Below are 20,521 nucleotides of genomic sequence, written 5' to 3'. Positions count from 1 at the left end.
CGGCCGGGGGAACTGCGGGACCGCGGCAGACCGTACATCTGAACAACCTACGATACGGGCATGATCGCCTACGCCCCAGCGGCCCTGTTCTTCGTCCTGTGCGGGATCGGCGTCCTGCGCGACCGCCGCCGGTTCAGCAATGCCGTGCTGCTCGGCATCGCCGTCTCCCTGCTCGCCGTGGCCCTGCTCGCCGAGCTGCGCAAGGCGCCGACGCTGGTGGTGGAGCTGGCGGCCGCCGCGATCATCCTGCTGCCCGCGGTCGGCACGCTGGCCCTGATCGGCTTCCTCGTCTCCAACGGCCTGACCATGATCCGGAAGGAGGGGCTGCGGCCGGCCAACCTGCTCTCGCTGCTCGCCGGCCTCGGCATCCTCGGGGTGATCGCCCTGCTCGTCGCCGCCGCGGTGACCGGCTCGGTGCGGCTGGGCATCGTCGCGGGCACCGCCACCCTGGTGGTCGGGTACATCGCCTTCCTGTTCGTCTGCTTCGTCGGCTACGCCTTCCTGTACGGCCGCCACCGGCCGCGGGGGGACGTGGACTTCGTCGTGGTGCTCGGCTCCGGCCTGATCGGCGGCGAGCGGGTGCCGCCGCTGCTGGCCAGCCGGCTGAACCGCGGCCGCGAGGTCTACGAGAGGCAGGCTGCGCGCGGCAATCCGCCGGTGCTGATCACCTCGGGCGGCCAGGGGCCGGACGAGAAGCTGCCGGAGTCGCACGCGATGGCCGACTACCTGGTCGCGCAGGGGTTCCCGGAGGAGCGGATCACCCGTGAGGACCGCTCCCGCACCACCGAGGAGAACCTGCAGTTCAGCAAGGTGATCATGGAGCAGGCCAAGCCCGGCTACCGCTGCGTCATCGTCACCAACAACTTCCACGCCTTCCGGGCCGCGCTGACGGCCCGGACGACCGGCGTCAACGGGCAGGTGTTCGGCTCGCCGACCGCCGCGTACTACTGGCCGAGTGCGACGATCCGCGAGTTCGCGGCGGTCTTCCTCTCCCACAAGCTGATCAACTTCGGGATCTGCGGCGTCCTCGCGCTCTGCGGGCTGCTCGCCGCACTCTGACCCACCGCCCCTCCCCCTCGGGCCGCCGCGCCCCGGCCGCGGCGACGGCAGGGCCGACGGAACCGCGCGGCGGCGGGTGGTCGCCCTGCCATGGCGCCACCCGCCATGACGGGCTGCGGCAGCCCGTCTGACCGTCCCGTACCTCCCGCCGGTCCGACGCGCCACGCTGCAGGCACGTGTCGTCGCCCGGCCACGGCGTGCTCCGCGCCCTGCCCCGCACGCCCTACCGACGCGGCGAACGGGCCGGCGCGCCTCGGTGCCGGCACCCACGCCGTCGGACAAGAGGGGGTAACTCCCGAGGTCAGAAGGCATGGCATGATTCCCGAGTGGCTCCTGTGACCGGCTCCGAGTACGTACCGCCCGCTGAACGCACCGCTCTCGTCGACCTGTTGGCCGGTGCACGGGCGGGCCGGGGCGGGGCGGCGGTCGTGCGCGGTGAGGCGGGCATCGGCAAGACGACGTTGCTGCGCGACGTCACCGACGGCCTGTCGGGTGTGCGACTGCTGTGGGTGAACGGGGCGGAGTTCGAGGCTGACTTCGCGTACGCCGCCGTGCACCAGTTGACCTGGCCTCTGCACGAGCGGATCGGACAGTTGCCCGCTGCGCAGCGGGACGATCTGGCCGTTGCGCTGGGGCTGGGCAAGGGGGGTGCGCCGAGCCGTTTCGCCGTCGGCCTGGCCCTGTTGGGGCTGCTGTCGGATGCTGCGGGCGAGCAGCCCGTGGTGTGCGTGGTGGACGACGCGCAGTGGCTGGATCGGGCGTCGGCGCAGGTGTTGGCGTTCGTGGCCCGGCGGGTGGCGGAGGAGTCGGTGGCGTTCGTGTTCGGGGTGCGCGACCCGCACCTCGTCGCGGAGTTCGAAGGCCTGCCGGTGCTGACGCTGTCTCGGCTGTCCGACCAGGTGGCGCGCCGGCTGCTGGCGTCCAGCCTGCTCGGCACCTTGGACGACCAGGTGCGGGAGCGGATTCTGGCCGAGGCGCGGGGCAATCCGCTGGCGCTGCTGGAGCTGCCGCGTCGGCTCGGGCCCGCCGCGTTGGCGGGCGGCTTCGGGCTACCGACGCCGGTCTCCCCGGCCAACCGGATCGAGCAGAGCTACCAGCAGCAGGTCTCCCTGCTCTCCCCGGACGCCCGGACCCTGCTGCTGGTGGCGGCCGCCGAACCGCTGGGGGATCCGGGGCTGCTGTGGCGGGCGGCGGACCTGCTGGGCGTGGGGCCGCAGGCCGGGCCGGAGGCCGAGGCGAGCGAACTGATCGAGCTGGGCGGGCAGTCGCGCTTCCGGCATCCGCTGGTGCGCTCGGCGGTGTACACCGCGGCCTCCCCCGCGGAGCGCCGCCGCGTCCACGGGGCGCTCGCGGCGGCCACCGACCCGCTGACGGCGCCCGACCGTCGTGCGTGGCACCGCGCGCAGTCCCTGTCCCGGCCGGACGAGGAGGCGTCGACCGACCTGCTGCACTGCGCCGAGCGGGCCCGACGCCGGGGCGGGGCCGCTGCCGAGGCGGCGTTCCTGGAGCAGGCCGCGGGCCTGACGGCCGATCCGCGGCTGCGGGCCGAACGCAGTCTCGCCGCGGCCCGGGCCGCACTCGCGGCCGGAGCGTTCGAAAAGGCGGTGACGCTGGTCGAGGCCGCCGAGGGCGGCCCGATCGACACCGCCGGGCGGGTGCAGGCCCGACTCCTGCGCGGGCGCGCGGCGTTCTTCGGCGACGGCGCGGCGGACGCGGTCGGCCACCTGGTGGCGGCGGCCGCCCTCGACCCCGACCGGGCCCGCGTCCACCTGCTGGACGCCCTGCAGGCGGGCCTGGTGGTCGGCCGTTCCTCACCCGCGGCGCGGGACGCCCTGGCGGCGGCCCGGCGGGCGCCCGCCCCGGCCGGTGAACGCTCGAGTGCGGACGGGCTGCTGGACGCGCTCGTCGGCTACCTCGACGGCGACCTCGCGACGGCGCCGGTGCTGCACGGACTGCTGTCCGAGGTGACCGACCCGCTGTGGGAGGGTCGACTGTCGCTGGCCGCCCTGCTCGCCGTCGAGCTGTGGGACGTCGCCCTGGAGGACCGGCTCGCCGGCCTGGCCGTGGACGCCGCGCGCACCGGCGGGACACTGATGGTCCTGCCGGTGGGCCTGTGGATGCAGGCGATGGCCGCCACCCAGCGCGGCGACCTGCTCGGGGCGGCGGCGCTGAACAGCGAGGCCGACGGCATAGCCGAAGCGACCGGCGTCCCGCCGCACTGGTACGGCCGGCTGTTCGCCGCCGCGGTGCGCGGGGTGGACGCGGAGGCGCGGCCCCTGTTCGACCGGGTGCTGGCCGAGTCGCACGCCCGGCGCAAAGGCATGCTGACGGCGACCGCCCACGCGGCGGCGGCCCTGCACGCCAACGGCACCGCCGACCACCGGGCGGCCCTGGCCTCGGCCCGGCTGGCCGTCGCCGACGGCGAGCTGGGGATGTCCAGCCTCGCCCTGCCCGAACTCATCGAGGCGGCCGTCCGGTGCGGCGAGCGGGACACCGCCCAGGAGGCGTTCGCACGGCTGTCACGGCACGCGTCGGCGGCGGGCACCGACTGGGCGCTGGGCGTGCGCGCCGCCCTCGCCGCCCTGCTGTCGGACGACCCGGAGGACCTCCACGTCGAGGCGGTGGCCCGGTTGGACGCCACCGGCCTGCGGGTGTGGCACGGCCGCGCCCTGCTGCACCAGGGCGCGTGGCTGCGCCGCGACGGCCGCCGCGGGCAGGCCCGCGAGGCGCTGCGCACCGCTCACGGGCTGTTCACCGCGATGGGCGCGGAGGGCTTCGCCGAACGGGCCCGGCTGGAGCTGGCAGCCGCCGGTGAACAGGCTCGGCCCGCCGAGCTCGGCGCGGTGGACCTGCTGACCGGTCAGGAGCTGAACATCGCCCGCCTGGTGGCGACCGGCGCGACCTCGCGGGAGGTCGCCGACCGGCTGTTCCTGAGCCCGCGCACCATCGACGCCCACCTGCGCAGCGTGTTCCGCAAGCTCGACGTCACCTCGCGCCGCCAGCTCGCCGACGCGCTCGGCCGGAACGCCTAAGCGCCGGTCGGCTCACTTAGGCAGCCGCCTAGGCGACTTTCGCCGACGAGGGCACCGGGGTGGTCGGACCAGACTCGGGGGCATGAAGAACACGCCCTCGGGCATCGACCGGGCCGCCCCGGTCGTCGCCCGCCGTGAGCTACCGATCCGGGCCCCCGCCCCCGCCGTCTGGGCACTGCTGACGTACGTGCCCGGCTGGCCGACCTGGCAACCGGACATCGCCGAGGCCCGCGCCCTGACCCCGCTGACGCCGGGCGCGGTGTTCCACTGGCGCACCGGCGGCGTGGACATCACCTCCAGCGTGTACGCGGTGGACGCGCCCCGGCTCGTTCTCTGGGGCAGCCGCTCTCAGGACATCACCGCCGTCCACCAATGGACGTTCACGCCGTCGTCCGGGGCCACCCTCGTCGTCACCGAGGAGTCCTGGGACGGTGAGCCCGTACGGACCGATGCCGCCGCCGTCACCCAGGCACTGGACCGCTCCCTCGCACAGTGGCTGCTGCACCTGAAATCCGCCTCCGAGCGCGCCGCGCGCTGACGCCCACCGCGCCGTTCCCCTCCCACCGGCCCGCTTCCCACCGCCCTGTTCCTGGAGTTCCCATGCCCAGTCCGCGCCGTGGCACCGTCCTTGCGGTGCTGGCCGCCGCCCAGTTCACCGTCATGCTCGCCACCTCGATCGTGAACGTCGCCCTGCCGCAGATCCGTGACGGCGTCGGTCTCTCCGACTCCGCCACCACCTGGGTCGTCAACGCCTACGGCCTGGCGTTCGGGGCGCTGCTGCTGGCCGGCGGGCGGGCCGCCGACCTGCTGGGACGGCGCCGCGTCCTGCTCACCGGTCTCGGCGCCTTCGCGGCTGCCTCCGCCATCGCCGCGCTGGCAAACTCGCCCGGCGTCCTGATCGCCGCGCGGGCCGTCCAGGGAGCCGGGGCGGCGGCCGTCGCACCGGCCGCCCTCGCCCTCGCGGTGGGCCTGTACCCCCCGGGTCAGGCCCGCGGCCGGGCGCTGGCGGTCTGGGGCGCGGTCTCCGGTGCGGGCGGGGCGGCGGGAGTGCTGCTCGGCGGGCTGTTGACCCAGGCATGGGGCTGGCCGTGGATCTTCCACACGGTGGCGATCGGCAGCTTCGCGGTGCTCGCGGCGACGGCCGCGTACGTCCCCGCGGCGGGCCCGGCGGAACGCGTCGGGTTCGGCTGGGCCGGGACAGCCACCAGCGCCCTCGCCCTGACCGCCCTGGTGTGGGGTCTGACCACGGCCCGCCGCTCGGGCTGGACGGACCCCTGGGTGCTGGCCGCGTTCGGCGCCGCCGCCGTGCTCGCCGTGGCGTTCTGGCGGATCGAGCGCACCAGCGCCGCCCCACTGGTGCCGCCGCGGCTGTTCGCCGCCCGCGACGTGACGGTCGGCAACCTGCTGACCGGACTGTTCGGCTCCGTGTGGATCGCCCTGTTCTTCTTCCTGCCGCTCTACCAGCAGCAGGTCCTCGGCGAGGGCCCGCTGACCACCGGCCTGGGCCAACTCCCCCTCGCCGTCGCGAACATGATCGGCGCGGCCCTCGCCCCCGCCCTGGTCCGCCGGGTCGGCGGCAGCACCGCACTGGTCGCAGCACTGCTGACCGAGGCGGCCGGGATGCTGTGGCTGTCCCGCATCGGCGCGGACGGCACCTTCCCCACCGACGTGCTCGGTCCGAGCGTCCTGGTCGGACTCGGCCTGAGCGTCGCCTTCGTCCAACTCACCGGTCTGTCCGTGGCCGGCGTCGCCGGACCGGACACCGGCCTGGCGGGCGGCCTGGCCAACACCTCCCGACAGGTCGGCGGCGCCGTCGGACTCGCCCTCCTGGCAACCGTCGCCGGATCCGTCACCAGCAGCGCAGCCCGCCACCAACCGCCCCTGGAGGCACTGACCGCCGGCTACCGCACCGCCTTCGCCCTGGGCGCCGCCGTCCTGGCCGCCACCGCGCTGCTCGCCGTCGTCCTGGTGCGCCGCACGCCTGCCGCCGACCGGCCGCACCACGCGCCCGCCCCGGAGCGCGCCTTCCCGGGCCGACCCTGACCACCCGACGCCCCATCCCCTCCCTCCCCACCCTGCTCGAAAGGAACCGCCGTGCTCACCGTCGACGAGAGCGCACCCGTCATCGTCCGCCTGTCCGCCGAGATCAACGCCCCGCTGGAGCGCGTCTGGGCCCTGCACACCGGCATCGACGACTGGCCGGTCTGGAACCCCGACATCGACCAGTCCCGTCTGCAGGGCCCGCTCGCCGAGGGTGCCTCGTTCACCTGGCGCACCCACGGACTTGAGATCACCTCCACCGTCCGCGAACTGGTGCCCGGCGCCCGGATCGTCTGGGGCGGCCCCGCAAGCGGCATCGACGGCGTCCACGTGTGGACCTTCGAGCAGGTCGGCGACCGGGTCACCGTCCGCACCGAGGAGTCCTGGAGCGGCGCGCCCGTCGACGCCGCCACCGACCAGCTCGCCGCCGCCCTGCGCACCTCCCTGGAGGACTGGCTCACCTGCCTCAAGAACCGCGCCGAGAAGCTCTCCTGACCTCCCCTCCCTCCGCCCCTCACCGAACCGAAGAGACCCGAGGACCGCGAACATGACCGCCAAGCCCTACCTGACCGGCCACTACGAGCCCGTCGCCGACGAACTGACCGCCACCGACCTGACCGTCGACGGCCCCCTCCCGCCTGAACTGACCGGGCGCCTGATCCGCAACAGCCACAACCCCAAGCCCGGCGTCACCCCCACCCACTGGTTCAAGGGCAGCGGCATGGTGCACGGCATCCGGCTGCGCGAGGGCCGCGCCGAGTGGTACCGCAACCGCTGGATACGGACCCCCGCGCTGGACGGCGCCCCCTACCTGACCGAGCACGGCCCGGACCTGACCGCCTCCACCGCCGGCACCCACGTCATCGAACACGCCGGCCGCCTGCTCGCCCTGTGCGAGGCCAACTTCCCCTTCGAACTCACCCCCGACCTCGACACCGTCGGCCCCTACGACTTCGACGGCAAGCTGCGCAGCGCGATGACCGCGCACCCCAAGAGCGACCCCGTCACCGGTGAGCTGCACTTCTTCGGCTCCTCGCCCTTCCCCCCGTACCTGGTGTACTACGTCGCAGACGCGGACGGGCACATCACCCACAGCGCCGAGGTCCCCGGCGCCGGCGCCGCGCTCAAGCACGACTTCGCCCTCACCCGCAACCACGTGGTCTTCGTGGAGGGCACCGTCACCTTCGACCCCACCGAGCGCTCCGGCATCCCCTACTCCTGGCAGGACGAGCAGCCCGCCCGGATCGGCGTCATGCCGCGCGGGGCGCAGGGCACCGCCGCGATCCGCTGGTTCCCGATCGAGCCCGGCAACATGCTGCACGTCGCCAACGCCTACGAGGACACCCACGGCCGCATCGTGCTGGAGGGCCCCGCCGTCGACCGCGAGGGCTTCCAGCTCTCCTGGAACTGGTGGGTCGGCGCCCCCGGCCGCGGCAGCGAACCCAACACCCGCTCCTACAACCGCCGCTGGACCGTCGACCTGACCACGGGACGGGTCGACGAGCGGGTCATCGACGACCTCGCCATCGAGTTCCCCACCCTCAACGAGGACTTCCTCGGCGTCGAGAACCGCTACCAGTACGCCGTCTCCTTCCCCGACCAGCACGGCTTCGGCGGCCACGGTGTCGTCAAGTACGACCGCGCCACCGGCGAGCGCCGCATCCACCAGGCCGGAGACGCCCGACTGCCCAGCGAGGCGGTGTTCGTCCCCGCCGCCGGCGCCACCCGCGAGGACGACGGCTACCTCCTCACCGTCGTCTCCGACCTCAAGCAGGACGCCTCCCAGCTGCTCGTCCTGGACGCTGCCGGCCTCGGCACGATCGCCACCGTCCATCTCCCGCGCCGCGTCACCGCCGGCATCCACGGCTCCTGGATCCCCGACACCAACCTCTGACCCCACCCGAGCCGTCCCCCGGGGCCCTCCGCCCCGGGGGCTGGTGGACACCTCTCCACGGAAAGAGCACGACCATGCGCGCACCCACCGCGGCCGCCACCGCTCTCACCCTCGCCCTACTCACCGCCTCCACCCCCTCCACCGCCGCATCCGCCCTCCCCAACGACCAGGCACCCGCTGCAGCGGCCACCCACCGCACCAACGTGCAGATCGACGAGCACGCCCCGGTCATCACCCGCGCCGACATCCTCATCCACGCCCCGCTGCACACCGTCTGGAACATCCAGACCGATGTCGAGAACTGGCCCGCCTGGCAGCCCAACGTCGAGACCGTCACCAAGGACACCCCTGGCCGGCTGCGCCCCGGCTCGACGTTCCGCTGGAGCACCGAAGGACTCGACATCACCTCCACCGTCCAGCAGATCGACCACGGCAGGCGCCTCGCCTGGGGCGGCCCGGCCCAGGGCATCACCGCCGTCCACGTCTGGACCTTCACGCCCACCCGCGACGGCGTCCTCGTCCACACCGAGGAATCCTGGACCGGAGAACCCGTCACCGCCAACCAGGCCACCCTGCAAGCCGCTCTCGACAACTCCCTGCACAACTGGCTCACCAACCTCAAGCACGAAGCCGAAACCCGGTAGCCCTCTGACCCCGCCACCCGCACCGCGCGCACCGACGACCGGCCCGTGCCGCCCGGCGAGCATCCGAGGTGCACCGCAGCGCGACCGGGGAACCAGGGTCTCCGGGCAGTTGGGGAAACGTTGACCTGCTCACGGCAGAACGTTGGCGATCTCCGCCCCTATGGTCGGCGCATGTCCCCACAACCCCCCAGGCGGACGGCACTGCCCGTCCTGCCCTACCGCAAGCCCACCCCCGGCCGGGACTACTGGGTCCTGGACAACGTGCTGCCGGACCCCGACGCCGTCCGCGAGCGGGTACTGGCCCGCGACGACTGGACCCAGGGCTATCCCTACCGGCCCGAGGCCTGGCCCGGCCTGCGCACCATGCCAGGCCTGGAACCGGACGAACTGGCCCGGGTGGAGGCCCTGGTCCGCAAGTCGACCGGCGCCTCCCGGCTCTGGGTGCAGAGCACGCCCGGCGGCGGAACGCTCAACCACAACTGCGTCCAGCTCGTCGGCGCCGGCGAGTCGCAGTCGCGCCCGCACACCGACTCGCGGGCGCTCTGCCGCTACGCCGCGGTGCTCTACCTCTCCCCCGACGCCCCCAAGGACGCCGGCACCAGCTTCTACCGCCAGCAGTTCCCGGGCGGCCGGCTCGGCGGGAACCTGGTCAACGCGCCCCACAACAACCTGGTCGAGGCCCTGGGCACCCGGCACGTCCCCGGGGACGCGTTCACCGAAGACGTCCGCGTCCCCAACCGCTACAACCGGCTCCTGCTGTACCACGCCAACCTGATCCACAGCGCCACCGCGTACTCGGGCCTCACGCTGGAGGAGCGGCGGATGACGGCGGTCTTCTTCTGGATGGCCTGAGCCGGCGGCGGGGCGGACGGCGCAGGCGGGGCGGACGGCGCAGGCGGGGCGGGCGGCGCAGGCGGGGCGGACGGCGCAGGCGGGGCGGACGGCGCAGGCGGGGCGGACGGCGCAGGCGGGCGGACCGCGGCCTGAGCCGGCGAGCGGCGGGGCCGGGCGCGGTCGGCCACGGTCAGCCCTGCGCCCCCGCCCCCGACGCCTCCAGCAGGCGGCTCGGCTCCCCGTGCGCCAGGCCGACCCGGGTCAGCGCTGCGGCGAGGCGGGCCGACTCGTCGGCGCCGACCAGCCCCGCCAGGCCCTCGGCCGAGTGCGGCAGGCCGAGGTCCGCGGCGACGCGCAGCACCCGGTCGTCGAAGAACGGCCGCAGCTCGGGCCAGACCTCCTGGGCCTCGCGGCAGAAGATCCGCGCCCCGACCGGCCCGATCCGCGGGAACTCCTGGAGCAGCCCCTGCACCCGGTCGGGTGATCCGTCGGCCTCGTCGCGCAGCCGCCGGAGGTCGCCGCGCCAGCGGTCGAGCAGCAGGTCGGCGCCGCGGCCGAGTGCGGTCGCGGTGCTCTCGTCGTACCGCACGTAGTGGGCGCGCCCGAGCGCGTCCACCCGTGCCTGCCAGGTCGATCCGGTCATGGCGCGCGGCGTCCGCAGCCCGGCCGCGAAGAGCTCCCGCGCGGCGGCGACGGCCGTGGCGGCGCTGATCCGGATCGAGCAGAGCACCGTCAGGACGAGCAGTTGGTAGAGCGGCGCCGGGGTGTCGCGCAGTGTGATCCCCGCCTCGTGGGCGTAGGTCCGCCCGTACTGCTCCATCAGGGCGGCGACGGTCCGGTCCCGGTTCATGGCAGGCCTCCCTCCCCCGGGCACCTGCCCCGGTCCGCCCCGCCCATGCGTGCGCCGGCCGCAGGACCCGCCCGGCGGAGCCGGCTGGTTGGCTCCGCCCCGCTCCGGGGAGAAGGGCCTCGTGAAGAGCGAGCACCCGACCGGTCCGGCCCCGACGGCGACGGCGCGCCCGGAGCCCCCGGCATCCCACGACCCGCCCGCCCCGGCGGCCGGGCCCGCAGTGACGGAGGCGGTCCGACCGGAGTGGTCCGGGATCGACCGGTTGCCGACGATCGACCTCCTCCGGCTGATGAACGCCGAGGACCGCACCGTCGCCGAGGCCGTCGCGGCCCGACTGGAGCCGATCGCGGCCGTGGTCGACGCCGTCGCGGCCCGGATGGGCGCGGGCGGCCGGCTGGTCTACGCGGGCGCGGGTACGGCGGGGCGGCTCGGGGTGCTGGACGCGAGCGAGTGCCCCCCGACCTTCGGCACCGACCCCGACCGGGTGGTGGGCGTGATCGCGGGCGGCCCCGCCGCCCTGGTGGGCGCGGTCGAGGGTGCCGAGGACCGGCCCGACCTCGCCGTCGCCGATCTGGAGCCGTTGGCCCTCACGCCTGCCGACACCTTGGTGGGCGTCTCGGCCTCCGGCCGGACGCCGTACACGGTGGCCGCCGTCCGCCGGGCGCGCGCCGCCGGGGCGCTGACCGTCGGGCTGGCCTGCGCCCGGGGTTCGGCGCTGGCCGCCGCGGCCGAGCTGGCGATCGAGGTGGAGGTCGGCCCCGAGGTGGTCGCGGGCTCGACGCGGCTGAAGGCCGGCACGGCACAGAAGCTGGTGCTGAACCTGCTCTCGACCGCCGTCATGGTCCGGCTGGGCAAGACGTACGGCAATCTGATGGTCGACCTGCGAGCGGTCAACGCGAAGCTGCGGGACCGGGCGCAGCGGATCGTCGCCGAGGCGACCGGCGCGGACGCAGCCACGGTGCACGCCGCGCTGGCGGCGACCGGCGGCCGGGTGAAGGACGCCGTCCTGGTCGTCCTCGCCGGCGTGGACGCGCCTGCGGCCGCCGCGCTGCTCGCCGCCTCCGGCGGGAGGCTGCGCGAGGCACTGGATTCGGCGCCGCCGAAGGGCTGACGCCCCGGCCGGACACACCGCCGTGGCGGACCCGCCCCCCCCACCGGGCCGTCGCGGGCATGCCTGCCCGCTCGCCACCCCCTTGCCATCCGAGACGTGCAGGGGTATACGAAGCAGTGGGCGGGATCCGGCTGCGGCCGTCCCGCACGGGACCCTGCCAGAGGCCCCGGAACGGCGAGACCGGAGAGGAGCAGGAGAGATGATCACCGAACTGGCCGTTGAGCGGGTCGAGTTCGTCTGCGGTCACTGCTGGCACCAGTGGAGCCTGGACTTCGACCTCCAGCACGTCCGGGACGAGGACGGCACCGACTGGGAGTACTTCTCCCTCAACGGCATCCCCGTCGCGTCCCCCTACTCCCCCGACGGCGCGCAGGCCTGCCCGGAGTGCCACCGGCACTGGGTCGGGCACCTGACCGCACGCCGCCTGGTGCCACTGATCACCGACGAGGGGACCGTGCCGCGCAGCCGCATCACCGAGCCGGCCGCGCACCGGCCGGAGCGGCACACCGCGCCGATGCTGTCCGGCAGCTCGCACCACCAGCCCGCGGAGCGGCACCTGTCGGCGGCCGCGGGGCGCAACGGCTGAACCCGCCGGAGCCGCCCCGGGACCTGCCGGGCGAGCCGGCCGTACCGCGCGCCGGCCGGAGCCACCGGCGCGCGGTGCGGCCGGTCGGCCCGCCGTGGATGGCACAGTGGTGGGCATGTGCGGACGCTTCGTCTCCACCACGACCCCGCAGGACCTCGTCGAGCTGCTCGGGGTGACCAGGTGGACCCCGGTCGAAACCCTGGCGCCGAGCTGGAACGTGGCGCCCACCGACCCGGTCTGGACGGTCCTGGAACGGGTCGACCACGACACCGGCGAGCTCGCCCGGCAGCTCCGCCCGGTGCGCTGGGGCCTCGTCCCGTCCTGGTCGAAGGACCCGGACGGCGGCGCCCGGATGATCAACGCCCGGTCCGAGACGGTGCACGAGAAGCCCGCCTTCCGGTCCGCGTTCGCCAAGCGGCGCTGCGTCCTGCCCGCCGACGGCTACTACGAGTGGGTGCAGGTGCCCGCCGGCGACGGCCGCAAGGCGTACAAGCAGCCGTACTTCCTCCACCCGGCCGAGGGCGGGCCGATGGTGATGGCCGGGCTCTACGAGTTCTGGCGCGACCGTTCGGTTCCCGAGGACGACCCGGCCGCCTGGCTGACCACGGCCACGATCATCACCACCGATGCCACCGACGCGGCCGGCCACGTCCACGACCGCATGCCGCTCACCATCGCCCCGGCCGACCTGGACGCCTGGCTCGACCCGGAGCACACCGACCCGGTGGACCTGCGCAGGCTGCTCCACACGCCGGCCGGCGGCGAACTGCTCGTGCGGCCGGTCTCCACCGCCGTCAACAGCGTCCGCAACAACGGCGCCGACCTGCTCGCCCCGGTCCCGGACCCCCTCGGCCGCGGAGACGACCCCGCGTAGGCGCCGTCGCCGGCCCTGCGCCCGAGGAGCGGGCCCCGACCGTCCTGACCGGCCGGGGTCTCGCGCGCCTCCTGGTCGGGCGCGCTGCTGGAACGCCTGCTCTGCCTCGCCCCCACGCGTGCTCGCGGCCGCGTTGCCGCGCGGCGGCGCCATGACGTGCGCACCGGCGCGCACACGGCGGCCGTCCGGGCGGCGGCCGTCCACGCGGCGGCGGTGCGCGTCGGGCCGCGACGGCCGGCCTGGCTGCGACCGCCTGCGCGGTGGCGAGGCGGCGCACACCGATGTTTGAGCGTGCGGGCTGTGGCTAGCCGCCGGGTATGGACACCATCGCGCACATCCCCCTCCGGTCCCGACGGCTGCGCGACGTGCTGGACGCGCCGTCCGACTGGGAGTTCCTGGACGCACCGGCCGGATCCCTGCGCAGCGTCTTCAAGGCACTGCCACTGGGCCGGTACCGCGACATCCTGCACGGCGTTCCGCTCGGGCACCCGCTCCACCCCCCGCTGGCACAGCTGCCGCTCGGCTGCTGGGTATCGGCCGGACTGCTCGACGCGACCCGCCACCGGCGGGCGGCCGGCGTGCTGGTCGCCGCGGGTCTGGCCACCGTCGGCCCCGCCGCACTGGCCGGCTGGACCGACTGGACCGAGCTCGACACGCCGCGCCGCCGGACGGGCCTCGTCCACGCCACGGCGAACATCACCGGCGTGCTGCTGTACGCGGGCTCGCTGGCGTGCCGCCTCCGGGGGCACCCGCAGCACGGCCGGCTGCTCGGCTGGGCAGGACTGACCGTCGCCTCCGCCGCCGCCGCACTCGGCGGCCATCTCGCCTACCACCAGGCCGCGGGCCCGAACCGCACGGCCGCGGTGCAGCGGCTGGCTCCCCCCGACTGGTTCGCGCTCGGCCCGGTGGACGAGTTCGCCGAAGGCGTTCCGACCCTGCGGACCGCGGGCGAGCTGGCCGTCGTGGTGGTCCGGACCGGCGACTCCTTCGCGGTGCTCGCCGAGCGCTGCGCGCATCTGTCCGGTCCGCTCTCCCAGGGCTCGGTGGTCGACGGATGCCTGCGCTGCCCCTGGCACGGCAGCCAGTTCCGGCTGCGGGACGGCGAGGTCACCAGCGGGCCCGCCACCGCCCGGCAGCCGGTGTTCGAGACCCGGGTGCTCGCCGACCACCTGGAGGCCCGGCTCCCCGGCGCCGGATGACGGGCGGCACCGGCGGCAAGGCACCGGGCGGCGACGGCACGGCGCCGCGGCACGGGCGGCCGCCGAGGTACGGGCCCGGGCGGCCGCCGAGGTACGGGCCCGCCCGGCCGCCGGGGTCAGGCCTCCGGGGCGTTGGTCAGGCCTCCTGGGCGTCGAGCCAGTGCAGCAGGACGGCCCGCTCCGCCTCGGTGCCGGCGTGGCTGCCGGGGTCCAGCGCCCACCGGCGGATCCGCCCGAGGGTCTCCGGGTCGATGTCCAGGTAGAGCCGCCAGTGCGCCCGGGAGTGGCAGTGGGGGTCGGCCGGTTCGTCGCACTCGTGGCAGTGGCTGAAGAACGCGTTCACCAGACGGTGCACGATCGACTCGGCGGGCATGGCGGGAACACTTCCTCGTTCGCTCGGTTCGCGCCGCCGACCTCCCCGGGACAGGGCGCACGGCTTCCAGGGTGCGGGCAGCCGCCCGCCGCCCGGCAGGGACCAACGTCCCGTGCTCACGACCGGGCCCCGCCCGGACCGCCCCGGAACACGCCAAGGCCCGGTACCCGTGGGGGTGGGTACCGGGCCGGTCTCGGGGCGGGGTCAGCCGCGACCCGAGGACTTCTGCGTCCGGCGCGAGACCGAGTCGAGCACGACCGCGGCGAGCAGCACCGCGCCGGTGATCATGTACTGGATGGCCTGCGCGGCGTGGACCATGTCCAGGCCGGTGGTGATCGACTGGATGACCAGGATGCCGAGCAGCGCCGACCAGGTCTTGCCGCGCCCGCCGAAGAGGCTGGTGCCGCCGATGACCGCGGCCGCGATGGCGCTCATCAGGACGTTGCCGCTGCCCAGCGCCTTGTCCGCGGAGCCCTGCTGCGAGGCGATGAACAGGCCGCCGAGGCCGGCCAGGCCGGCCGAGATCATGAAGACCGAGATGCGGACCCGGGCGACGTTGATGCCCGCCCGGCGCGCGGCCTCGATGCCGCCGCCGACCGCGAAGATCTTCCGGCCGTAGGAGGTACGGCGCAGCACGAAGTCGGTCAGCACGACCACGCCGAGCAGGATCACCAGGGGCAGCGGCAGGCCGCGGTCCTGGTTGAGCATGTAGGCGCCGACGAGGGCGAGCACCGCGAGGGCGCCGGTGCGCAGCGCGATCTCGCCGGTGGTGCGGCCCGGCAGCCCGGCGGCGGTGCGGCGGCAGGCCTCGATGAGCTGGCCCGTCAGGAAGACGCCGATCGCCAGGAGCGCCAGCACCCAGGCGAAGGCGACGTCGCCGTCGCCCAGGAAGTAGGTGTCCAGGTTGGCGACGACACCGTCGTTGATGTTGTTGATGGTGCCGAGCTTGCCGAGCACGTAGTCCTGGAGGCCGCTCCAGGCGAGCATGCCGGCCAGGGTGACGACGAATGCGGGCACGCCGATCTTGGCGAAGAAGAAGCCGTGCAGGGCGCCGATGGCCACCGCGGCGGCGATCGCGATCAGGATGGCGAGGCCTTCGTTCAGGCCTTCGCGCACGGCCAGCACGGAGGTGATCGCCGCGGTGACACCGGCGATGGAGCCCAGCGAGAGGTCGATCTCGCCGAGCAGCAGGACGAAGACCACACCGACGGCGATCAGGCCGGGGCCGGCGATCCACTTGGTGATGTTGGTCAGGTTGTCGGCCTGCAGGAAGTGGCCGGTGACGCTCTGGAAGATGACGGCGATCAGGATCAGGCCGATGACGACCGGCAGGGAGCCGAGGTCACCACTCTTGATCTTGCGGCGGAACTCGTCCACGTAGCCGGCGACGCCGCCCTGGCGCACCAGCAGGCGCGGGTCGACCGCCGGGGAGGCGGGGGTGGCGGGGGTCTCGGCGGTGGGGGTGGTCTGGCTGGTGCTCACTTCGCTTCCTCCGCGATGCGTGCCTGGCGCCGGGTGACGGCGTTGTCGGTGGCGCCGGTGATGGCGGAGATGATCTCCTCGGACGTGGTTCCGGCGACCGGGAAGGTGCCGTTGTTGCGGCCGAGACGCAGGACGGCCACGGTGTCGGCCACCGCGCGGACGTCGGCCATGTTGTGGCTGATCAGGATCACGCCGAGGCCGCGCTCGCGCAGTCGCTCGACCAGGTCGAGGACCTGCGCGGTCTGCTCGACGCCGAGGGCGGCGGTGGGCTCGTCGAGGATGACGATCCGCGGGTCGCCGACGAGGGCGCGGGCGATCGCCACGACCTGGCGCTGCCCGCCGGAGAGGGCGGCGATCGGGATCCGCACGCTGGGGATCCGGATCGAGAGGGTGTCCAGGAGCTCCTTGGCGCGGCGTTCCATGGCGACCTCGTCCAGCGTGCCGTGGCGGCGCAGCTCACGGCCGAGGAAGAGGTTGGCGACGACGTCGAGGTTGTCGCAGAGGGCGAGGTCCTGGTAGACGGTGGCGATGCCGAGCGCCTGGGCGTCCTGGGGACGGGCGATGCGTACCTCGCGCCCCTCCCAGCTGATGGTGCCCTCGTCGATCGGGTGGACCCCGGCGATCGTCTTGACCAGGGTGGACTTGCCGGCGCCGTTGTCGCCGACCAGGGCGACGACCTCGCCCGCGTGGACGTCGAGGTCGACGTCGGTGAGTGCCTGGACGGCGCCGAAGCGCTTGGAGACCTCGCGCAGCGCCAGTACGGGTGCGCCTGTCACGTGAACCATCTCCTGCGGGGTAGTGCTCGGGGCGGGGTGGGGTGTGGTGGGTGCGCGGGCGCCGGGGCCGGCGCTCCCCGGGTGTGGTGGGGAGCGCCGTGGCCACCGGGCCCGGCGGCGCGTTACTTGAGGCCGGCTGCGGCGCAGGCGGCGGCGTAGTCGCCGGCGCAGATGTCGGCGGCCTTGTAGAGGCCGTCGGCGATCACGGTGTCGTTGATGTTCGCCTTGGTGACGATCTTGGGCTCCAGCAGCTTGGCGGGGATGCCCTTGTCGGTGTCGCTGTCGATGGTGGACGGCGCGACGGACTTGAGGTCCTTGCCCTGCAGCAGGTTGACGGCCAGTTCGGCGGCGCTGTCGGCGAGCGGCTTGTAGGCCTTGTAGATGGTGTAGGCCTGGTCGCCGGCGACGATGCGCTGGACGGCGTCGAGACCGGCGTCCTGGCCGCCGACCGGGACGGCGATGCCGGCCGACTTCAGCTGGGTGATGATGGCGCCGGCCATGCCGTCGTTGGCCGAGTAGACGGCCTGGAAGCCGTCCTTGCCGAGCTGGGTGATCGCGGCACCGATCTTCTGGCCCGCGACGGTGGGCTTCCACTCGCCGGACTGCTCGTAGACGACCTTCTTCACCTTGCCGTCCAGCGCCTTGTGGGCACCGGACTTGAACTTGGCGGCGTTCGGGTCGGCCTCGTCACCGTTGATCATGACGATGTTGGCGTCCGCGGCCTTGGCGCCGAGCGCCTCGACCAGGGCCTGGCCCTGGAGCTCGCCGACCTTCTCGTTGTCGAAGGAGACGTAGGCCGAGACCGGGCCGGTCGCCAGGCGGTCGTAGGCGATGACCTTGACGCCCTTGTCGGCCGCCTCCTTGACCCAGGACTGGGTGGACTTGGCGTCGAAGGCGTCCAGGATGATCACCTTCACACCCTGGGCGATCAGGGTGTCGAACTGCTGCTTCTGCTTGGACGCGCTGCCTTCGGCGTTGCTGTACTGCACCTTGCAGTCCGGGCACAGCGCCGCGACCTTGGCCTCGATGAAGGGCCGGTCGAAGGACTCGTAACGGGTGGAGGAGGCGTTCTCCGGGAGCAGCAGGCCGATGGACTTGCTGTCGCCGGAGCTCGCGCTGTCCTTCTTGTCTGCGCCGGCCTTGCCACAGGCGGCCATGGACAGGGCCATCGAGACCGCGGCGGTGCCGATGACGACGCGACGCATCGTTGCGTTCATGGTGGGGGGTGCCTCCCTGACGGTGCCGCAGCGCTGCGGCGGGGTGGGAGGAGTTAACCCGGCCGTCTCGCATGACGTCAATAAGTAAATTCAAGACAGCCCGAGTCGACGGCTATTCGTTATCTTTGTGAACGCCTACCCCCGGTCGAAACTTGGAGGAAACAACGAAGACCCACCCGGCAGAGTCGGACAGAACGGGCGAATGACCGCGATTGCACCCCTCCCCCTGGTACGGACCAGCGGTGATAGAACGGTGGCGCCCCACCATCGATCCACCCCCGCTTGAGCACATTTCCTTGACAGGGGCAGGGCGAAACAACTCTTGTGTTCAAGACTTTGATCGGTAGCGGAACGCAGGCCACCTGATGGACGGCAGCGGTTCAGCGAGGGACCGATGAGGTTCGGGATGGCCGGATCGGGTTCGGCGGGGCCGGATCAAGCGGGGGCCGACCGGTCGACGGCGGTCGTGGCCGCGCAGCGGGCGGCGCGGTAGCGGCCCGGGGTGGTGCCGAAGAGCCGGCTGAACGCGTGCGACAGCGCGTACGGCGTGCTGTAGCCGACGCGGCGCGCGATCGCCTCCAGCGGGTCGTCCGTCTCCTGCAGCAGGGTCGCGGCCCGGGTCATCCGCCACCAGGCGAGATAGGCCATCGGCGGGCGGCCGACCAGCGCGGTGAAGCGCCTGGTCAGGGTGGCCCGCGAGACGCCCGCCCGCGCGGCCAGCCCGTCCGCGCTCCAGTCCCGCGCCGGGTCCTCGTGCACGGCGCGCAGCGCTTCGGACACCACGGGGTCGCTGAGCGCCGCCGGCCACCGCCCACGCACGGTCCGGGCGCCCGACCCGGCACACGCACCGGCCCCGTCGCCGCCCCGCGGGTCGCCGGCCGTCCCGGGACCCGGTCCGGCATCCGGCAACCCGCACTCCAGCCAGGCCCGGACCAGGTACACCAGCAGCAGGTCGACCAGGCCGGGCACGGCGAGCGCGCCGCCGGCCCGCTCCGCCGCCAGCTCACGGCCCAACAGATCCACGGCGGCCCGCAGTTCGGGGTGGCTGCCGACCCTGGTCGGCAGGTGCAGGACGTCGGGGAGCTCGCGCATGAGCGGATGGGTGCGGCTGTGTTCCAGCCGGTACTTCCCGCACAGCAGCTCGGTCACCGGGCCGTCGGCCACCCGACGCTGCGAGCCCGCCGCCCCGGCGGGCTGCGGCGGTCGAGGTCCCGGCACCGCCCCGCCCGGGCCGAGCAGCTGGTCGACGGGCACCGCCCGCTCCGCTTCCGCGGGCTCCAGCGGCGCGCCCGCGAGGACGTGCCCGGTGCCGTGCGGCAGCAGGACCGCATCGCCGGCGGCCAGGCTCACCGGCGTGCCGCCGTCCGGGAGCAGCCAGCAGCCGCCCTCCAGAACGACGTGGAAGCCGGCCCCGTCATAGCCGGGGATCCGGGCGCTCCACCGGCCCGCGACCCGCAGCCGATTGGTGGAAGGCCGTCCGATCCGCACTGCCGCGATCGCGTCGCTCACCACGTCCATGCGGGTCAGGGTAGCGCCCCCGGCACCGATCTGAGCCGTTGTCGTATCCGGACGAGCTAATTGCGCATTGAACGGCTCATCAGGCCGCTCCTAGGCTCGGGAGCAGCGGGGCCGAGGGGGTCGCCGCAGGACCTCATCGGGAGGAACACCGTGGAGCGGATCGTGCTCGGCGATGCCGAGATCACCAGGGTCAGGGAGTGGGACGGGCCGTTCGCCCCCGCGCAGGCGATCGTGCCGGGCCTGGCGGCCGAGGTCTGGAAGGAGAACGAGGAGTGGCTGGCGCCCGACCACTGGGCCCCGGCGACCGACAGCCACGTGGGGGCGCTGCAGACGTGGGTCGTGCGCCACGGCGGGCGCACCGTCCTGGTCGACACCGGAGTGGGGCGGGACCGGGATCGCCCGGGGAACGCGCTGTTCCACCGGCGGCCGAGCGACCTGCTCGGCCGGCTCGCGGCGGCCGGCGTGCAGCCGGAGGACGTCGACGTGGTGGTCAACACCCACCTGCACGTCGACCACATCGGCTGGAACACCGTGGACCAGGAGGGGACGTGGGTACCGGCCTTTCCCAACGCCGTCTACCTGATGCCGGCCGCCGACCACGTCTGGCTGGCGGTCGAGGCCGAGCGGGACCGCACGGGCACGCCGGCACTGATGTACGCCGACAGCGTCCTGCCGGTCCAGCAGGCCGGGAAGGCGGTGCTCTGGGAGGGCGAGTACCGGATCGACGACGCCCTCACTCTGGAGGAGGCGCCCGGCCACACCCCCGGCTCCTCGGTCCTGCGGCTCGCCTCGCACGGCGAACGGGCCGTGTTCGTCGGCGACCTGACGCACAGCCCGGTCCAGATCCTGCACCCCGGTTTCAACAGCTGCTTCTGCGAGGATCCGGAGCGGGCCGCGGCGAGCCGCCTGCGCGTCCTCCAGCGTGCGGCGGACGAGCGGGAGTTGGTGGTCCCGGCGCACTTCGGCGGCACGGGGGCGGCCGAAGTGCGGCGCAACGGCTCGGGGTTCGAGGTCACCCGCTGGGCGGGCTGA

At 74.1% G+C, this 20,521-nt stretch carries 19 protein-coding genes; 13 read left to right on the top strand and 6 right to left on the bottom strand.

Features of this window, described 5'->3' with window-relative positions; all coding sequences use genetic code 11:
- Positions 1-60: 60 nt before the first annotated feature.
- The 8 genes from MCM47_RS05905 to MCM47_RS05870 all read left to right on the top strand — a co-directional run bounded on the left by MCM47_RS05905 (position 61) and on the right by MCM47_RS05870 (position 9,521).
- Positions 61-1,059, top strand: coding sequence for a YdcF family protein (locus MCM47_RS05905; protein WP_238859230.1), 999 nt, complete (start codon positions 61-63; stop codon positions 1,057-1,059).
- A 326-nt stretch (positions 1,060-1,385) separates the two neighbouring features.
- On the top strand, positions 1,386-4,091 hold the full coding sequence (locus MCM47_RS05900) for an AAA family ATPase (protein WP_238859229.1): 2,706 nt from the start codon (positions 1,386-1,388) through the stop codon (positions 4,089-4,091).
- Between the two features lie 82 nt (positions 4,092-4,173).
- Positions 4,174-4,629 carry an SRPBCC family protein gene (locus tag MCM47_RS05895; protein ID WP_238859228.1) on the top strand — a complete coding sequence of 152 codons (456 nt, stop codon included), beginning with the start codon at positions 4,174-4,176 and terminating at the stop codon, positions 4,627-4,629.
- A gap of 62 nt (positions 4,630-4,691) precedes the next feature.
- Positions 4,692-6,134, top strand: coding sequence for an MFS transporter (locus MCM47_RS05890; protein WP_238859227.1), 1,443 nt, complete (start codon positions 4,692-4,694; stop codon positions 6,132-6,134).
- 51 nt (positions 6,135-6,185) lie between these two features.
- The gene (locus MCM47_RS05885; protein WP_238859226.1) at positions 6,186-6,626 is read left to right on the top strand and encodes an SRPBCC family protein; all 441 of its coding nucleotides are present in this window, start codon (positions 6,186-6,188) and stop codon (positions 6,624-6,626) included.
- Between the two features lie 52 nt (positions 6,627-6,678).
- Positions 6,679-8,025, top strand: a complete 1,347-nt coding sequence (locus tag MCM47_RS05880; protein WP_238859225.1) for a carotenoid oxygenase family protein — start codon at positions 6,679-6,681, stop codon at positions 8,023-8,025.
- 74 nt (positions 8,026-8,099) lie between these two features.
- Positions 8,100-8,669, top strand: a complete 570-nt coding sequence (locus MCM47_RS05875) for an SRPBCC family protein (protein ID WP_238859223.1) — start codon at positions 8,100-8,102, stop codon at positions 8,667-8,669.
- Between the two features lie 171 nt (positions 8,670-8,840).
- Positions 8,841-9,521 carry a DUF6445 family protein gene (locus MCM47_RS05870; protein WP_238859222.1) on the top strand — a complete coding sequence of 227 codons (681 nt, stop codon included), beginning with the start codon at positions 8,841-8,843 and terminating at the stop codon, positions 9,519-9,521.
- 172 nt (positions 9,522-9,693) lie between these two features.
- Here MCM47_RS05870 and MCM47_RS05865 read toward each other — a convergent pair whose 3' ends face one another.
- The gene (locus MCM47_RS05865; protein ID WP_238859221.1) at positions 9,694-10,353 is read right to left on the bottom strand and encodes an endonuclease; all 660 of its coding nucleotides are present in this window, start codon (positions 10,351-10,353) and stop codon (positions 9,694-9,696) included.
- A 220-nt stretch (positions 10,354-10,573) separates the two neighbouring features.
- Between MCM47_RS05865 and murQ the strand changes: the two genes are divergently transcribed.
- The 4 genes from murQ to MCM47_RS05845 all read left to right on the top strand — a co-directional run bounded on the left by murQ (position 10,574) and on the right by MCM47_RS05845 (position 14,123).
- Positions 10,574-11,464 carry an N-acetylmuramic acid 6-phosphate etherase gene (murQ, locus tag MCM47_RS05860; protein ID WP_238860030.1) on the top strand — a complete coding sequence of 297 codons (891 nt, stop codon included), beginning with the start codon at positions 10,574-10,576 and terminating at the stop codon, positions 11,462-11,464.
- Between the two features lie 199 nt (positions 11,465-11,663).
- Positions 11,664-12,050 carry a hypothetical protein gene (locus MCM47_RS05855; RefSeq protein WP_238859220.1) on the top strand — a complete coding sequence of 129 codons (387 nt, stop codon included), beginning with the start codon at positions 11,664-11,666 and terminating at the stop codon, positions 12,048-12,050.
- Positions 12,051-12,165: 115 nt separating this feature from the next.
- Complete coding sequence (locus MCM47_RS05850; protein WP_238859218.1) at positions 12,166-12,924, top strand: SOS response-associated peptidase; 759 nt, start codon at positions 12,166-12,168, stop codon at positions 12,922-12,924.
- Positions 12,925-13,241: 317 nt separating this feature from the next.
- On the top strand, positions 13,242-14,123 hold the full coding sequence (locus tag MCM47_RS05845; protein WP_238859215.1) for a Rieske (2Fe-2S) protein: 882 nt from the start codon (positions 13,242-13,244) through the stop codon (positions 14,121-14,123).
- A gap of 136 nt (positions 14,124-14,259) precedes the next feature.
- Here MCM47_RS05845 and MCM47_RS05840 read toward each other — a convergent pair whose 3' ends face one another.
- The 5 genes from MCM47_RS05840 to MCM47_RS05820 all read right to left on the bottom strand — a co-directional run bounded on the left by MCM47_RS05840 (position 14,260) and on the right by MCM47_RS05820 (position 19,489).
- Positions 14,260-14,496 carry a hypothetical protein gene (locus MCM47_RS05840; protein ID WP_238859213.1) on the bottom strand — a complete coding sequence of 79 codons (237 nt, stop codon included), beginning with the start codon at positions 14,494-14,496 and terminating at the stop codon, positions 14,260-14,262.
- A gap of 204 nt (positions 14,497-14,700) precedes the next feature.
- Complete coding sequence (locus MCM47_RS05835; protein WP_238859211.1) at positions 14,701-15,978, bottom strand: sugar ABC transporter permease; 1,278 nt, start codon at positions 15,976-15,978, stop codon at positions 14,701-14,703.
- On the bottom strand, positions 15,975-16,763 hold the full coding sequence (locus MCM47_RS05830) for an ATP-binding cassette domain-containing protein (RefSeq protein ID WP_238859209.1): 789 nt from the start codon (positions 16,761-16,763) through the stop codon (positions 15,975-15,977). The genes MCM47_RS05835 and MCM47_RS05830 overlap by 4 nt, the downstream gene beginning before the upstream one ends.
- Before the next feature lie 113 nt (positions 16,764-16,876).
- On the bottom strand, positions 16,877-17,971 hold the full coding sequence (locus MCM47_RS05825; RefSeq protein ID WP_238859207.1) for a sugar ABC transporter substrate-binding protein: 1,095 nt from the start codon (positions 17,969-17,971) through the stop codon (positions 16,877-16,879).
- Between the two features lie 435 nt (positions 17,972-18,406).
- Positions 18,407-19,489, bottom strand: a complete 1,083-nt coding sequence (locus tag MCM47_RS05820) for an AraC family transcriptional regulator (protein WP_238859205.1) — start codon at positions 19,487-19,489, stop codon at positions 18,407-18,409.
- Positions 19,490-19,639: 150 nt separating this feature from the next.
- Here MCM47_RS05820 and MCM47_RS05815 point away from each other — a divergent pair, with 150 nt between their 5' ends.
- On the top strand, positions 19,640-20,521 hold the full coding sequence (locus MCM47_RS05815) for an MBL fold metallo-hydrolase (RefSeq protein WP_238859203.1): 882 nt from the start codon (positions 19,640-19,642) through the stop codon (positions 20,519-20,521).

The sequence above is a fragment of the Kitasatospora sp. A2-31 genome, assembly GCF_022288725.1.
Taxonomy (GTDB): Bacteria; Actinomycetota; Actinomycetes; order Streptomycetales; family Streptomycetaceae; genus Kitasatospora.
The sequence above is the reverse complement of the archived record's forward strand: the minus strand, read 5'-3'. Positions and strand labels throughout refer to the sequence as shown.

What these genes read in the sequence shown, in the direction of transcription:
- MCM47_RS05880 (WP_238859225.1), top strand. Translation starts at nt 6,679, where the DNA reads ATGACCGCCAAGCCCTACCTGACCGGCCACTACGAGCCCGTCGCCGAC.
- MCM47_RS05825 (WP_238859207.1), bottom strand. Translation starts at nt 17,971, where the DNA reads ATGAACGCAACGATGCGTCGCGTCGTCATCGGCACCGCCGCGGTCTCG.
- MCM47_RS05840 (WP_238859213.1), bottom strand. Translation starts at nt 14,496, where the DNA reads ATGCCCGCCGAGTCGATCGTGCACCGTCTGGTGAACGCGTTCTTCAGC.
- MCM47_RS05855 (WP_238859220.1), top strand. Translation starts at nt 11,664, where the DNA reads ATGATCACCGAACTGGCCGTTGAGCGGGTCGAGTTCGTCTGCGGTCAC.
- MCM47_RS05875 (WP_238859223.1), top strand. Translation starts at nt 8,100, where the DNA reads ATGCGCGCACCCACCGCGGCCGCCACCGCTCTCACCCTCGCCCTACTC.
- MCM47_RS05905 (WP_238859230.1), top strand. Translation starts at nt 61, where the DNA reads ATGATCGCCTACGCCCCAGCGGCCCTGTTCTTCGTCCTGTGCGGGATC.
- MCM47_RS05850 (WP_238859218.1), top strand. Translation starts at nt 12,166, where the DNA reads ATGTGCGGACGCTTCGTCTCCACCACGACCCCGCAGGACCTCGTCGAG.
- MCM47_RS05890 (WP_238859227.1), top strand. Translation starts at nt 4,692, where the DNA reads ATGCCCAGTCCGCGCCGTGGCACCGTCCTTGCGGTGCTGGCCGCCGCC.
- MCM47_RS05865 (WP_238859221.1), bottom strand. Translation starts at nt 10,353, where the DNA reads ATGAACCGGGACCGGACCGTCGCCGCCCTGATGGAGCAGTACGGGCGG.
- MCM47_RS05830 (WP_238859209.1), bottom strand. Translation starts at nt 16,763, where the DNA reads ATGGTTCACGTGACAGGCGCACCCGTACTGGCGCTGCGCGAGGTCTCC.
- MCM47_RS05895 (WP_238859228.1), top strand. Translation starts at nt 4,174, where the DNA reads ATGAAGAACACGCCCTCGGGCATCGACCGGGCCGCCCCGGTCGTCGCC.
- MCM47_RS05845 (WP_238859215.1), top strand. Translation starts at nt 13,242, where the DNA reads ATGGACACCATCGCGCACATCCCCCTCCGGTCCCGACGGCTGCGCGAC.
- MCM47_RS05820 (WP_238859205.1), bottom strand. Translation starts at nt 19,489, where the DNA reads ATGGACGTGGTGAGCGACGCGATCGCGGCAGTGCGGATCGGACGGCCT.
- MCM47_RS05870 (WP_238859222.1), top strand. Translation starts at nt 8,841, where the DNA reads ATGTCCCCACAACCCCCCAGGCGGACGGCACTGCCCGTCCTGCCCTAC.